Source organism: Burkholderia ubonensis subsp. mesacidophila (assembly GCF_002097715.1).
Classification (GTDB): domain Bacteria; phylum Pseudomonadota; class Gammaproteobacteria; order Burkholderiales; family Burkholderiaceae; genus Burkholderia; species Burkholderia mesacidophila.
In genome coordinates, this window is record NZ_CP020737.1 from 2869610 (window position 1) to 2883111 (window position 13502).

Here is a 13502-nt window from a genome sequence, read left to right on the forward strand (position 1 = left end):
ATTTCGCGCCATCGTCAATCGCGCACGCAGTCGACGAAGTACTCGACGCGCCCGTTCACCTCTTCCGCGACGAGGCCGTGGATGTCGGTGTGGAAGCCCGGGAAGCGCTCGTTGAAGTCGCGCGCGAACCGCAGGTAGTTGACGATCGTCTTGTTGAAGCGCTCGCCCGGAATCAGCAGCGGAATGCCCGGCGGGTACGGCGTCAGCAGGATGCTCGTCACGCGGCCTTCGAGTTCGTCGAGCGGCACGCGGTCGATCTTGCGGTGCGCGAGCTTCGCAAACGCGTCGGACGGCTTCATCGCCGGCTCCATGTCCGACAGGTACATCTCGGTCGTCAGGCGGGCGATGTCGTTCGCGCGGTAAACGTCGTGGATCTGCGTGCACAGGTCGCGCAGGCCGACGCGCTCGTAGCGCGGATGCTGCGCGACGAATTCCGGCAGCACGCGCCACAGCGGCTGGTTGTTGTCGTAGTCGTCCTTGAACTGCTGCAGCTCGGTCACCATCGAGTTCCAGCGGCCCTTCGTGATGCCAATCGTGAACATGATGAAGAACGAGTACAGGCCCGTCTTCTCGACGATGATCCCGTGCTCGGCGAGGTACTTCGTGACGATCGCGGCCGGAATGCCGGTCTCGCCGAATTCGCCGTCCACGTCGAGCCCCGGCGTGATGATCGTCGCCTTGATCGGGTCGAGCATGTTGAAGCCTTCCGCGAGCGGGCCGAAGCCGTGCCAGCGGTCGTTCGGCTTCAGCATCCAGTCTTCGCGCGAGCCGATGCCTTCCTGCGCCAGGTCTTCCGGCCCCCACACGCTGAAGAACCAGTCGTCGCCGTACTCGGCGTCCACCTTGCGCATCGCGCGGCGGAAGTCGATCGCCTCGGCGATCGATTCCTCGACGAGCGCGGTGCCGCCCGGCGGCTCCATCATCGCGGCCGCGACGTCGCACGATGCGATGATCGCGTACTGCGGGCTCGTCGACGTGTGCATCAGGTACGCCTCGTTGAAGCGGTGCTTGTCGAACGTGCGGTTCTCCGAATCCTGCACGACGATCTGCGACGCCTGCGAGATGCCGGCGAGCAGCTTGTGCGTCGAGTGCGTCGCGAACACCAGCGCGCCGGTGCGCGGCCGGCCGTCGCCGATCGCGTGCATGTCGCGGTAGAAGTCGTGGAACGTCGCATGCGGCAGCCACGCTTCGTCGAAGTGCAGCGTGTCGAGCAGGTCGCCGAGCAGGTCCTTGATCATCTCGACGTTGTAGACGACGCCGTCGTAGGTGCTCTGCGTGATCGTCAGGATCCGCGGCTTCATCTCCGGGTTCTGGCGCATCGCCTCGCGCGCGAACGGGTTCGCCTCGATCTTCTTGCGGATGTTCTCCGGCTTGAACTCGTCGCGCGGGATCGGGCCGATGATGCCGAAGTGGTTGCGCGTCGGCGTGAGGAACACCGGAATCGCGCCCGTCATCGTGATCGCGTGCAGGATCGACTTGTGGCAGTTGCGGTCGACGAGCACGATGTCGCCGGGCGCGACCGTCGCATGCCAGACGATCTTGTTCGACGTCGACGTGCCGTTGGTCACGAAGAACAGGTGATCGGCGCTGAAGATGCGCGCGGCGTTGCGCTCGGACGCGGCCACCGGGCCCGTGTGGTCGAGCAGCTGGCCGAGTTCGTCGACGGCGTTGCAGACGTCCGCGCGCAGCATGTTCTCGCCGAAGAACTGGTGGAACATCTGGCCGAGCGGGTTCTTCAGGAACGCGACGCCGCCCGAGTGGCCCGGGCAGTGCCACGAGTACGAGCCTTCGTCCGCGTACTTGACCAGTTCCTTGAAGAACGGCGGCGCGAGCGAGTCGAGATAGACCTTCGCCTCGCGGATGATGTGGCGCGCGACGAACTCCGGCGTGTCCTCGAACATGTGGATGAAGCCGTGCAGCTCGCGCAGGATGTCGTTCGGCAGGTGGCGCGACGTGCGCGTCTCGCCGTACAGGAAGATCGGGATGTCCGCGTTGCGGCGGCGCACTTCGCTGACGAACGCGCGCAGCTCGATGATCGCGGTGGCCAGCTCGGGCAGCTCGCCGTCCGGGCCGGTCTCGCCGAGCATGAGTTCGTCGTCGTCGATCGACAGGATGAAGCACGACGCGCGGCTCGACTGCTGCGCGAACGACGTCAGATCGCCGTAGCTCGTGAGGCCGAGGACTTCGACGCCCTCCTTCTCGATCGCTTCGGCCAGTGCCCGGATGCCGGAGCCCGAGATGTTCTCGGAGCGGAAATCTTCGTCGATGATGACGACGGGGAAACGAAACTTCATGGGCGATTCTCCAAAAAGAACGACCGCAGCGCTTCACGCGCGGCGGTCACCCGGTAACTGGTCGGTGTTCCTGTATGCAACCAGATCAGGTTTTCGGCAGCGTGACACCCCGTTGCCCCTGATACTTGCCGCCGCGATCCGCATACGACACGTCGCACACCTCGTCGCTCTCGAAGAAGAGCACCTGGGCGACGCCTTCGTTGGCGTAGATCTTCGCGGGCAACGGCGTGGTGTTCGAGAATTCCAGCGTGACGTAGCCTTCCCACTCGGGTTCGAACGGCGTCACGTTGACGATGATCCCGCAGCGCGCGTAGGTCGACTTGCCGAGGCAGACCGTCAGCACGGTGCGCGGAATGCGGAAATATTCGACGGTGCGGGCCAGCGCGAACGAGTTCGGCGGGATGATGCACACGTCGCCCTTGAAATCGACAAACGAACCCTCGTCGAAGTTCTTCGGGTCGACGATCGTCGAGTTGATGTTCGTGAAGATCTTGAATTCGTCGGCGCAGCGGATGTCGTAGCCGTAGCTCGACGTGCCGTAGCTGACGATCCTGCGGCCGTCTTCGGACGCACGGACCTGATCGGGCACGAACGGCTCGATCATCTTGTGCTCTTCGGCCATGCGCCGGATCCACTTGTCGGATTTGATGCTCATATCAGGGCGCCAGAAAACGCTGCGTGACTGTCAGGAGGGCCGCCCGCACTCGGCGGCGGCCGGGAAAGGCGCACATTTTACGCGATCGCGCGGACGCGCATGCGGCCCTTCTCATCAACGGATCACGCCGCACGCGAGCGCGGGCCCCGCGCCGTGCTGCGGGAACGCCGGATCGCCCGGTTCGCGATGCACGAGCGCCGAGCGGCCGAGCGCCGAGCGCACGCCGTCGAGCGCCAGGTCGGGCGCGACGATGAAGCCGGCCGCGACGCCGTTCGCGTCCGCGTGGATGTTGCCGAGATCGCCGGCGACGCGGGCGCCCGCGCGCAGCCGGTCGGCGGCCGGCGAGAACACCTGGCCGGCGCTCGAACCGTCGCCCGCGTTGCAGTCGCCGCGCTCGTGCACCTGCAGCGCATGGTCGCTGTTCGGCGGCAGGCCCACCAGGTTGTAGGTGACCTGCACGCCGTCGGGGCGCTCGACGAGCGTCACCATGCCGCGCGTCTGCGATCCGACGGTCGGTTGCAGTTGCGCGTCGGCGCGCTTTTCGTGCGTCGATGAAAAGGAAGTACAGCCGGCCAAGAGGCCCAGCGCGGCGGCGGCCAGCAGCGCGTGCCGCACGCTGCCGGCCCGCGCGCCGTGATGTCGTTCGTTCATGCGTTCCTCATGCCGGCAGGCGCCGCGTGTGATGCGGCGCCCGCCGGTCGGGTAAAGGGACCCTGGAAAAGTCGCCATGATACCGCGCCTCGCGGCGGCGTAAACAGCGTCCGGCCCCGCCCCGCAAGGGTTTTACGTATTTTGAACAACGATGCTCGGAAACTTCGACGTCATGTCGCGCGCGCGCTCGGCAATGGCGAGCGCGACGCCGCGCGCAATTTCGCAATAGCGCTGCGCGAGCGTGCCGTCCGGATCGGCCGCGACCGTCGGCGCGCCGCTGTCGGCCCGCTCGCGGATCGCGATGTCGAGCGGCAGGCTGCCGAGCACGTTCACGCCGTATTCCTTCGACATCCGCTGCGCGCCGCCCGCGCCGAAGATGTGCTCCTCGTGGCCGCAGTTCGAGCAGACGTGGATGCTCATGTTCTCGACGATGCCGAGGATCGGGATGCCGACCTTCTCGAACATCTTCAGGCCCTTCTTCGCGTCGAGCAGTGCGATGTCCTGCGGGGTCGTGACGATCACCGCGCCCGTCACCGGCACGCGCTGCGCGAGCGTCAGCTGGATGTCGCCGGTGCCCGGCGGCATGTCGACGATCAGGTAGTCGAGCTCGCGCCAGTTGGTCTGGCGCAGCAGCTGTTCCAGCGCCGACGTCGCCATCGGGCCGCGCCATACCATCGGGTTGTCTTCCTCGATCAGGAAGCCGATCGAGTTGGCCTGCAGCCCGTGGCCGACGAGCGGGTTCATCGACTGGTTGTCCGGCGACTCGGGCCGCTGGCCGTGGATGCCGAGCATCGTCGGCAGCGACGGGCCGTAGATGTCGGCGTCGAGGATGCCGACCGACGCGCCTTCCGCCGCCAGCGCGAGCGCGAGGTTGACGGCCGTCGTGCTCTTGCCGACGCCGCCCTTGCCGGACGCGACCGCGACGATGTTCTTCACGTTCGGCAATAGTTTGACGCCGCGCTGCACGGTATGCGCGACGATGTCCTGCGAGACGGCGACGCGCACGTCGCGCACGCCCGGCACGGCCTTGAGCGCGGCGCTCACGCGCGCACGCACGTCGTCGTGCTGGCTCTTCGCCGGATAGCCGAGCACCACGTCGACGCTCACGACGTCGCCGTCGATCGCGACGTTGCGCACGCCTTTGCTGGCCGCATACGGGCGGCCGGTGTTGGGATCAACGACAACCGCGAGCGCGGCGTCGACGAGGGCCCGGTCGATACTCATCGAAACTCCGTGAAAACGTTCTTTTCTCGCTCAAACGTCAAGAATTATCAAATAACGTCGCGAAAATCGGGAAAAGTGAAAGAATCTGTTGCATGCCATTGCGCGAACGCGCGAGCCGGCGCAATCTTCGCGTGCGGCACGCTATGGGGCCAAATCGACCCCGTACCGCCTATATTGTAGAGGCTGACGCGTCGCGCTGCCGGAACAGCCACGCTGCCGGGCAGGGCATGCGGTCGCCGCAGCGGCCGCCGCGCGCGCAGGATCGCCCCCTTTTTCCGGGCGGGCCTGCCCAGGAAGCCATACCTGTTGTTGTTGTCGTTGTCGACTCGTTCAACCAAGAGAGGAATCCCAGATGAACATGAAAATCGCGACCCGCTTGTCCGTCTTCGTATTGGCCGGTGCGGTTCTCGCCGGCTGCGCGACGTCGCCGCAAGGCACCAACACGGCCGTCGGCACGGGCGCGGGCGCCGCGCTGGGCGCCGGCATCGGCGCGCTGGCGGGCGGCGGCAAGGGCGCGGCGATCGGTGCAGGCGTCGGTGCACTGGTCGGCGGCGTGACGGGTTACAACTGGCAGGCGATCAAGAACAAGCTCGCGCCGTCGGCGGCCCAGACCGGCACGCAGGTGACCGAGCAGCCGGACGGCTCGCTGAAGCTGAACGTGCCGAGCTCGGTGACGTTCGCGACGAACCAGTACGCGATCACGCCGGCCTTCACGCCGCTGCTGAACGATCTCGCGACGACGCTGAACCAGAACCCGCAGGTCACCGCGTCGGTCGTCGGCTACACCGACAGCACCGGCTCGGCGGGGCTGAACCAGACGCTGTCGCAGAACCGCGCGCAGAGCGTCGTCAACGCGCTGACGCAGCGCGGCGTCGCCGGCGGCCGCCTGTCGGCGCAAGGCATGGGCGCGTCGAACCCGATCGCCGACAACGCGACCGAAGCCGGCCGCGCGCAGAACCGTCGCGTCGAAATCTACCTGCGCGCTGCGCAGCAGTAAGCGCGCAGGCGGGGAATGCGCGGGCGCGCCGCCCGCACTGCCCCGCCGGACAAGGCTTCCGGCGGGGCAAGTAACAAATCGAAAAAAATTTCGAACTTCTGTCGCGGCCCGTGGTCTTTCTTTACGGTACGTGGCTGGTGTTGCCGGCGCGTCACCATTCTCCTCTTGTCGTTGTTGCTCCGGGGCCGTATCCGCCCCGGTTTTTTTTGCCGGCGAAATTTGTGCTGCAACGCAGCATCCGGCGCTCGGGCACACCGCTTGCGCGCCCCCGCCTCCCGCCCGCGCCGCCTGCGCCGGCCACCCGCCTGTCCAGCCCGCGCCCCTGCTAGAATCGCAGTTTCCAGTGGTTTCCCGCCGTTCCTCTACAGACCCTATGTCCGCATCCGACCTCACTTCCGTGCAGGCCGCGCCGCAAGGCCGCCGCCAGATTCTCGTCACGTCCGCTCTGCCGTACGCCAACGGCCAGATCCACATCGGCCACCTGGTCGAGTACATCCAGACCGACATCTGGGTGCGGACGCTGCGAATGCACGGCCATGAGGTCTACTACATCGGCGCCGACGACACGCACGGCACGCCGGTCATGCTGCGCGCGGAGAAGGAAGGGCTGACGCCGAAGCAGCTGATCGACCGCGTCTGGACCGAGCACAAGCGCGATTTCGACAGCTTCGGCGTGTCGTTCGACAATTTCTACTCGACCGATTCGGACGAGAACCGCGTGCTGAGCGAGCAGATCTACCTCGCGCTGAAGGAAAACGGCCTGATCGCCGAGCGCGAGATCGAGCAGGCGTACGATCCCGTCAAGGAAATGTTCCTGCCGGACCGCTTCATCAAGGGCGAGTGCCCGAAGTGCCACGCGAAGGACCAGTACGGCGACAACTGCGAAGTGTGCGGCTCGACCTACCTGCCGACCGAGCTGCTGAACCCGTATTCGGTGGTGTCGGGCGCGACGCCGGTGCGCAAGACGTCGAAGCACTACTTCTTCCGCCTGTCCGATCCGCGCTGCGAAGCGTTCCTGCGTGACTGGGTGAGCGGCCTCGCGCAGCCGGAAGCGACCAACAAGATGCGCGAATGGCTCGGCGACGCCGGCGAAGCGAAGCTCGCCGACTGGGACATCTCGCGCGACGCGCCCTACTTCGGCTTCGAGATCCCGGGCGCGCCCGGCAAGTACTTCTACGTGTGGCTCGACGCGCCGGTCGGCTACTACGCGAGCTTCAAGAACCTGTGCGACCAACGCGGGATCGATTTCGACGCGTGGATCCGCAAGGGCTCGACCGCCGAGCAGTACCACTTCATCGGCAAGGACATCCTGTACTTCCACACGCTGTTCTGGCCCGCGATGCTCGAGTTCTCCGGCCACCGCACGCCGACCAACGTGTTCGCGCACGGCTTCCTGACGGTCGACGGCGCGAAGATGTCGAAGTCGCGCGGCACGTTCATCACCGCGCAAAGCTACATCGACACGGGCCTGAACCCCGAGTGGCTGCGCTACTACTTCGCCGCGAAGCTGAACGCGACGATGGAAGACCTCGACCTGAACCTCGACGACTTCCAGGCGCGCGTGAACAGCGACCTCGTCGGCAAATACGTGAACATCGCGAGCCGCGCCGCGGGCTTCCTGCTCAAGCGCTTCGACGGCCGCGTGCAGGACAGCGCGATGAACCACCCGCTCGTCGCGAAGCTGCGCGACGCGATTCCCGGCATCGCCGCACACTACGAGGCCCGCGAATACGGCCGCGCGCTGCGCCAGACGATGGAGCTCGCCGACGAGGTCAACGCGTACGTTGACGGCGCGAAGCCGTGGGAGCTCGCGAAGGACCCGGCGAACGCCGTCGCGCTGCACGAGACCTGCAGCGTCAGCCTCGAGGCGTTCCGCCTGCTGTCGCTCGCGCTGAAGCCGGTGATGCCGCACGTCGCGGAAGCGGTCGAGGCGTTCTTCGGCATCGCGCCGCTCGCGTGGGCCGACGCCGCGAAGCCGCTGTCGTCGGAACGGCCGATCAAGGCGTACCAGCACCTGATGACCCGCGTCGACGCGAAGCAGATCGATGCGCTGCTCGCCGCGAACCGCGATTCGCTGCAGGCCGGAGGCGGCGCAACGGCAGACGCGGCCGGCAGCGCGAAGGCTGCGAAAGCCGCGACGGCCGACGCGAAAGCCGCGAAGGCGAGTGCGAAGCCTGCCGCGGCGGCGAACGGCGCGGATGCCGACGCGCCCATCTCGATCGACGATTTCGCGAAGATCGACCTGCGCATCGCGAAGATCGTCGCGTGCCAGGCGGTCGAAGGCTCGGACAAGCTGCTGCAGCTGACGCTCGACGTCGGCGAGGAAAAGACCCGCAACGTGTTCTCCGGGATCAAGTCCGCGTACGAGCCGGAGCAGCTCGTCGGCAAGCTGACCGTGATGGTCGCGAACCTCGCGCCGCGCAAGATGAAGTTCGGCCTGTCCGAAGGGATGGTGCTCGCGGCGTCGGCGACCGACGAGAAGGCCGAGCCGGGCCTCTACATCCTCGAGCCGCACAGCGGCGCGAAACCGGGCATGCGCGTGAAGTAAGCCGCGCGCCCCGCCGCTTGCGCGACAGCCCCGCACGATGCGTGCGGGGCTTTTTTACGCGTGCCGCATGGGTCGCCACCCGGCGCGTACCGCGGACGGATTCCGCTACCATGTCGGCTTGCGCGGCAGCCGCCGGCGCAAGCCGACACAATCTGCAGCACCGGAACCCGCCGGATTCCGAAGACCGCCGCGAGCGGTCCGCCACGGGCCGTGGCGGCGGGCTCCGTCCAAAGTACAACGAAATGAAAACGCACCCGATGCCTTCCCTGCCGGCCGGACGCGCGCGTCGTCCCGCATGAGCCGCGCCGGTTCCCCGCTGACGATCCCGCTCGTGCCGGTCGCCGACGCGAACGGCGTCGCGCCGCTCGTCGTGCGCAGCCGCGCGTTCGGCGCACTCGCCGAACGCTTCGCGTGGCTCGCGCTGCGCGAGCCGCCCGCCGACGACCGCACCCGCTGGCACACGCACCGGCTCGGGAAGCGCGCGATCCGCTTTGCACAGCCGCTGACGTTCACGCCCTACGCCGCCGCGCAGCCCTGCTCCGCGCGCTGCCGGTTCTGCTCGGAAACGCTCGTCGACGAGACCGCGTCCGGCCCGATGGCCGCGAGCCTGCGCCCCGGCGCGAACTATTTCGACAGGCTCGGCCGCGCGCTGCGGGCGCTGCGCGGCGTGCCGCTGTCGTATTCGCTGTCCGGGCTCGAGAACACCGACGATCCGGGCTGGCTGCTGTCGCTCGTCGCGACCCTCGGCGCGGCCGGCGACGACGGTCCCGACGTCGGCGGCAGCGTGCTGTACACGAACGGCGCGGGCCTCGTCGAGCACGGCGACGCGCTGCTGCCCGCGCTCGCGAACTTCGGGCTGTCGTGGCTCGAATGGTCGCGCCATCACGATCGCGACGACGTGAACCAGTCGATCATGCGCTTTCGCCCCGGCCAGCCCGTGATGCGCGACGCCGCGTTCGAGACGGCGTTCGCCGCCGCGCGCGAGCGCTTCCCGGTCAAGCTCGTCTGCATCGTGCAGCGCGGCGGCGTCGAAACGCCGGCCGACGTGCTCCGTTATCTGGACCGCGCACGCGCGCTCGGCGCGAGCGCCGTGATCTTCCGCGAATTCTCCACGCTGCCCGACACGTACCGGCACAACGCGACGCGACGCTACGTCGACCACGCGCGGATCGCGATCGACGCGCTGCTGCTCGCGTGCGTCGCCGACCCCGCGTTTGCCTCCCGGTGCGAGCCGATCGCGCTGACGGGCGGCTACTACTTCTGGAACGCGCGCTGGGCGCACCGCGACGGGTTCGAAGTCGTGTTCGAGGCATCCGACTACGGCGCGATGCGCGAGCACGAACTGCGCGACGCCGTGTACAAGCTCGTATTTCATCCGAACGGCAACCTGTGCGCGGGCTGGCAGCCGACGCGCGACATCCTGTGGAGCGACGATGACCACCGCAACTAGCTGGCTGCGCCTGACCGAAGAAGCCGCCGACACCACCCTGCCCGCCGACCTGCGTGCGCGGGATTCATTCGCCGCACGCGATTGCGGCTGGGTCGAGCAGATGGTGCCGTTCATCGGCAGCCACGCGACGCCGGGCGGCTGGATCGTCGATCCATTTTGCGGCTTCGGCACGACGCTCGTCGCCGCCGCGCAATGCGGCGCACCGGCGCTCGGCGTCGAGATCGATCCGGAGCGTGCGGCGTTCGCGCGCGAACGGCTCGCGCGGGCGGGCGCCACGGCCAGCCGCCATCCGGTGCTCGCGGGCGACCTGTCGACCGCCGCGACGCAAACCGCCGCGCGCGACGCCGGCGGCCCGTTCACGCTGTGCCTGACGAGCGTGCCGTACTTCGGCTGCGACGAGCTGCCCGGCAAGTCGGCCGACGGGCAGCTGTACGGCGTCGCGCATTACGCGCCGTTTCTGGAACGGATGCGCAACGTGTTCGCGGGCGTGCACGCGCTGCTCGAACCGGGCGGCTGGTGCATCGCGATGGCGCAGAACCTGCGCCTCGGCGGCCGGTTCGTGCCGCTCGCGTGGGATGTCGCGCGGCTGCTCGGCGAACGCTTCGTGCTGCACGAGGAACGCGTGCTGATCTACGAACGCGCGGGCGGCCCCGCGCCGCACGGCGACGGCGCGACCGATCGCACGCACGAGTACGCGCTCGTGTGCCGCAAGGCGCCGCTTGCGAGCGATGCCGACGCCGCCCGTGCGCTCGTCGCCGCGCTGACGCGCGACGGCTTCGCGTTCGCGGTGTTCGGCGGCTTCGCGCGCCGGCTCGCGGCCGAAGCGGGCCATGCCGATGACGACACCGATACGCCGCTGAACGACGTCGACCTCGTGGTGCCGCCCGACGATGCGGGCGTGTCGCGGCTGCTGCAATGGCTGGAAGCCGACGGCTTCTCGCTGGAATCGTGGAATGCGCGGATCACGCCGCCGGTCGCGGCCGCCGCGCTGCGCTACCGTCACTACTTCCGCGCGCGGCGGGTCGATGCGCGCGGCCGGCTGGTGCAGGTCGACGTCACGGTCGCCGACACGCAGGAAGGATTCGCCGCGTGCGCGGCAGGAGCGAACGACCGCTGAGCCGGTTGCGCACTCACCGCCGTCACCGCTGGCCGAACCACCGGTCGAAGCGCCGCATGTAGTTCAGGTCGACGCCCTGGAACGTGCCGCCGTACGCGGACACCGACCAGAAGCGCGTCAGGTTGATCGTCGCCTTGAACGCGTTGCTCGCCGATTGCAGCCCCTGCTCGTAGCCGAGCACGAAGCGCTCGTTGATCGCTTTCGAGATCTGCACGACTTGCGGATCGGTCAGGCCGACGTCGCTGCGGCCGAAACAGATCGACGCGCTGCTCGCCGCGAACCGCGATTCGCTGGCCGGCGCGGGCACCTCGACGGACGCGGCCGGCAGCGCGAAGGCCGCGAAAGCCGCGACAGCCGACGCGAAGGCCGCAAAGGCGAACGCGAAGCCCGCCGCCGCGAACAGCTCGGACGGCGCCGACTCGCCCATCTCGATCGACGATTTCGCAAAGATCGACCTGCGCATCGCGAAGATCGTCGCGTGCCAGGCGGTCGAAGGCTCGGACAAGCTGCTGCAGCTGACGCTCGACGTCGGCGAGGAGAAGACCCACAACATGTTCTCCGGGATCAAGTCCGCGTACCAGTCGGAGCAGCTCGTCGGCAAGCTGACCGTGATGGTCGCTAACCTCGCGCCGCGCTAGATGAAGTTCGGCCTGTCCGAAGAGATGGTGCTCCCGGCGTCGGCAACCGACGAGAAGGCCGAGCCGGGCCTCTACATCCTCGAGCCGCACAGCGGCGCGAAGCCCGGCATGCGCGTGAAGTAAGCGGCGCGCGCCGCCGCTCGCTCGACAGTCCCGCACGATGCGTGCGTTTTTTTACGCCTGCGCCACGCCGTTGTCGATGCTGACCTTGCGAGCGCCAACGACATCCACCGCACGCTGCGCCCCGTTTGCAACGTCCTGCGAGATTGCCCCGATGCCAACGGCAACAATCCGTCAAAACAATACATGTCCTATGGATTAAATGCTCCAGGATGAGTAATTTTTCACACGAGAGCACTTTGAGCAGCAGACAGGTGCCTTCGATTTCTCAATAATCCGACAGGAGAAATAAGGTGGCGCAGGATATTTTCTTGAAGCTCACGGGCATCGAGGGCGAATCGACCGATCGCAGTCGTTCGAATGAAATTGAGGTACTAACATGGACTTGGTCGGTAAGCCAGCAATCCAATATGCACATGGGAAGCGGTGGTGGCGCAGGCAAATGCACCGTTGACGATCTAACGTTCGAGCACTATATCGATCGCGCCACACCGAATCTGATTCAGTATTGCTTGACAGGCAAGCCTATCGACAGCGCTGTGCTGGTGATGCGTAAAGCTGGCGGCAAACCACTCGAATACCTGAAGATCACGATGGAGGACGTGCTCGTCACCGGAGTCAAGCCGGTTAGCAACCCCAACATGAGGGTCCCGCGCGAAGAAGTTCGATTGTCTTTCTCCCGTGTGAAACAAGAATATGTGATTCAGAACGCCCAGGGTGGTGGCGCCGGAACAGTGGCTATGGGTTACGACATTAAAGCAAACAAGGCCATCTAACAACGGGACATATCATGCTGTTCATTTCAAAACAAGGTCATGTCGATGCGGAGCGCATCCAGGTCAAGATATTTTCAGAAATTGAACGAAGCCCAATGATCAAGGTTAACGGAATCGTCGTTCATCAAACAGACAGCCCAACAGCAGAAAGCATCTTCAACAGCTACAGAAAAAAAGGGGCCAATGGCGCGCACTTCCTAATCGACAAAGACGGAACAATCTATCAAACAGCTTCACTACTCAAAAGAACCAATCACGTTGGAAAACTCAAATCCCGCTGCATCATTACACACGAATGCCCCGCCGCAGAATTGAAGATAGCATCTGGAATGAAACACAAATATACAAAGCTATCAATTCACGAGCACAAAAAAAACTGGCCGAATCGATACCCATCGAACAACGACTCGATCGGCATTGAAATGGTTGGAGCGGCACACGACAAAGACATACCCGGCACCAACAGGAAGGAGAAAGTGTATGAAAGCGTCACAGAAAAGCAAAATTCATCCCTGCAATGGTTAATCAAAGAGTTAACTAAAACTCTTTACATTTCATCCCATGAAATTTATCGCCACCCTCAGCTATCCTACAAAACACCGACAGAAGCAGCCACCGCAAAATGGTAAATTCGAGACCAGCCAAACTCTTGCTCGCACTTGTTTTTCTCACACTACAAACAACAACCCAAGCAAGAACCGTGAGAAAAGTGACGATCGATGAAACGGGATTAAATCTTGACACCCAGGACTCCAATTTGACGGAAGGCTGCAAGAAATTTAAACCAACGATCAACCAAGTGAGGCATTATTTCGAAAAAGCATATCCTATCGAAAATTATACAGTTACGACCGAACGCTACTCGCCCTGCTACACAACCGGGACAATTACATTCAGCGACAACAGCTCTGGCAAATTCCAACTATATTCAGGAGGAACTTCCACACTGTTTTGGTCCAGAGGGGGAGCAGTCAACTTGCTATATAAAAAAAATAAGTGGCACGATCCCTTTGCTTGCAACTACGGCCTTGG

10 protein-coding genes and 2 pseudogenes are annotated in these 13502 nt (G+C 65.3%); 7 read left to right on the forward strand and 5 right to left on the reverse strand.

Annotated features, from left to right (window positions below; all coding sequences use genetic code 11):
• Positions 1-14 precede the first annotated feature (14 nt).
• From B7P44_RS13445 to apbC, 4 genes are all read right to left on the reverse strand, one after another.
• The gene (locus tag B7P44_RS13445) at positions 15-2294 is read right to left on the reverse strand and encodes an arginine/lysine/ornithine decarboxylase (protein ID WP_084904932.1); all 2280 of its coding nucleotides are present in this window, start codon (positions 2292-2294) and stop codon (positions 15-17) included.
• 85 nt (positions 2295-2379) lie between these two features.
• The gene (dcd, locus tag B7P44_RS13450; RefSeq protein WP_006398615.1) at positions 2380-2949 is read right to left on the reverse strand and encodes a dCTP deaminase; all 570 of its coding nucleotides are present in this window, start codon (positions 2947-2949) and stop codon (positions 2380-2382) included.
• Between the two features lie 114 nt (positions 2950-3063).
• Positions 3064-3600: a superoxide dismutase family protein gene (locus B7P44_RS13455; protein ID WP_084904935.1), complete on the reverse strand. Its 537-nt coding sequence runs from the start codon at positions 3598-3600 to the stop codon at positions 3064-3066.
• Between the two features lie 132 nt (positions 3601-3732).
• Positions 3733-4824 (reverse strand): iron-sulfur cluster carrier protein ApbC, encoded by a 1092-nt coding sequence (apbC, locus tag B7P44_RS13460; protein ID WP_084904937.1) that lies wholly within the window; start codon positions 4822-4824, stop codon positions 3733-3735.
• 352 nt (positions 4825-5176) lie between these two features.
• Between apbC and B7P44_RS13465 the strand changes: the two genes are divergently transcribed.
• From B7P44_RS13465 to B7P44_RS13485, 4 genes are all read left to right on the forward strand, one after another.
• Positions 5177-5821 (forward strand): YiaD family glycine zipper/OmpA-like lipoprotein, encoded by a 645-nt coding sequence (locus B7P44_RS13465; protein WP_059537049.1) that lies wholly within the window; start codon positions 5177-5179, stop codon positions 5819-5821.
• 373 nt (positions 5822-6194) lie between these two features.
• Positions 6195-8369 carry a methionine--tRNA ligase gene (gene metG, locus B7P44_RS13475; protein ID WP_084904940.1) on the forward strand — a complete coding sequence of 725 codons (2175 nt, stop codon included), beginning with the start codon at positions 6195-6197 and terminating at the stop codon, positions 8367-8369.
• Between the two features lie 295 nt (positions 8370-8664).
• Positions 8665-9819 (forward strand): radical SAM protein, encoded by a 1155-nt coding sequence (locus B7P44_RS13480; protein ID WP_231716623.1) that lies wholly within the window; start codon positions 8665-8667, stop codon positions 9817-9819.
• Positions 9803-10936: a TRM11 family SAM-dependent methyltransferase gene (locus tag B7P44_RS13485; protein WP_084904942.1), complete on the forward strand. Its 1134-nt coding sequence runs from the start codon at positions 9803-9805 to the stop codon at positions 10934-10936. The genes B7P44_RS13480 and B7P44_RS13485 overlap by 17 nt, the downstream gene beginning before the upstream one ends.
• 22 nt (positions 10937-10958) lie before the next feature.
• Here B7P44_RS13485 and B7P44_RS13490 read toward each other — a convergent pair.
• Positions 10959-11186 (reverse strand): annotated as a pseudogene (locus tag B7P44_RS13490) (translocation/assembly module TamB domain-containing protein); the annotation flags it as partial.
• Between B7P44_RS13490 and metG (B7P44_RS13495) the strand changes: the two are divergent.
• The 3 genes and pseudogenes from metG (B7P44_RS13495) to B7P44_RS13505 all read left to right on the forward strand — a co-directional run.
• A pseudogene (gene metG, locus B7P44_RS13495) lies at positions 11173-11697 on the forward strand (methionine--tRNA ligase subunit beta); the annotation flags it as partial. The pseudogenes B7P44_RS13490 and metG (B7P44_RS13495) overlap by 14 nt on opposite strands.
• 290 nt (positions 11698-11987) lie before the next feature.
• Positions 11988-12470 carry an Hcp family type VI secretion system effector gene (locus tag B7P44_RS13500; protein WP_084904948.1) on the forward strand — a complete coding sequence of 161 codons (483 nt, stop codon included), beginning with the start codon at positions 11988-11990 and terminating at the stop codon, positions 12468-12470.
• A 14-nt stretch (positions 12471-12484) separates the two neighbouring features.
• The gene (locus B7P44_RS13505) at positions 12485-13099 is read left to right on the forward strand and encodes a peptidoglycan recognition protein family protein (RefSeq protein ID WP_088511450.1); all 615 of its coding nucleotides are present in this window, start codon (positions 12485-12487) and stop codon (positions 13097-13099) included.
• Positions 13100-13502: the final 403 nt, after the last annotated feature.

What these genes read in the sequence shown, in the direction of transcription:
- B7P44_RS13505 (WP_088511450.1), top strand. Translation starts at nt 12,485, where the DNA reads ATGCTGTTCATTTCAAAACAAGGTCATGTCGATGCGGAGCGCATCCAG.
- apbC (WP_084904937.1), bottom strand. Translation starts at nt 4,824, where the DNA reads ATGAGTATCGACCGGGCCCTCGTCGACGCCGCGCTCGCGGTTGTCGTT.
- dcd (WP_006398615.1), bottom strand. Translation starts at nt 2,949, where the DNA reads ATGAGCATCAAATCCGACAAGTGGATCCGGCGCATGGCCGAAGAGCAC.
- metG (WP_084904940.1), top strand. Translation starts at nt 6,195, where the DNA reads ATGTCCGCATCCGACCTCACTTCCGTGCAGGCCGCGCCGCAAGGCCGC.
- B7P44_RS13485 (WP_084904942.1), top strand. Translation starts at nt 9,803, where the DNA reads ATGACCACCGCAACTAGCTGGCTGCGCCTGACCGAAGAAGCCGCCGAC.
- B7P44_RS13480 (WP_231716623.1), top strand. Translation starts at nt 8,665, where the DNA reads ATGAGCCGCGCCGGTTCCCCGCTGACGATCCCGCTCGTGCCGGTCGCC.
- B7P44_RS13455 (WP_084904935.1), bottom strand. Translation starts at nt 3,600, where the DNA reads ATGAACGAACGACATCACGGCGCGCGGGCCGGCAGCGTGCGGCACGCG.
- B7P44_RS13445 (WP_084904932.1), bottom strand. Translation starts at nt 2,294, where the DNA reads ATGAAGTTTCGTTTCCCCGTCGTCATCATCGACGAAGATTTCCGCTCC.
- B7P44_RS13465 (WP_059537049.1), top strand. Translation starts at nt 5,177, where the DNA reads ATGAACATGAAAATCGCGACCCGCTTGTCCGTCTTCGTATTGGCCGGT.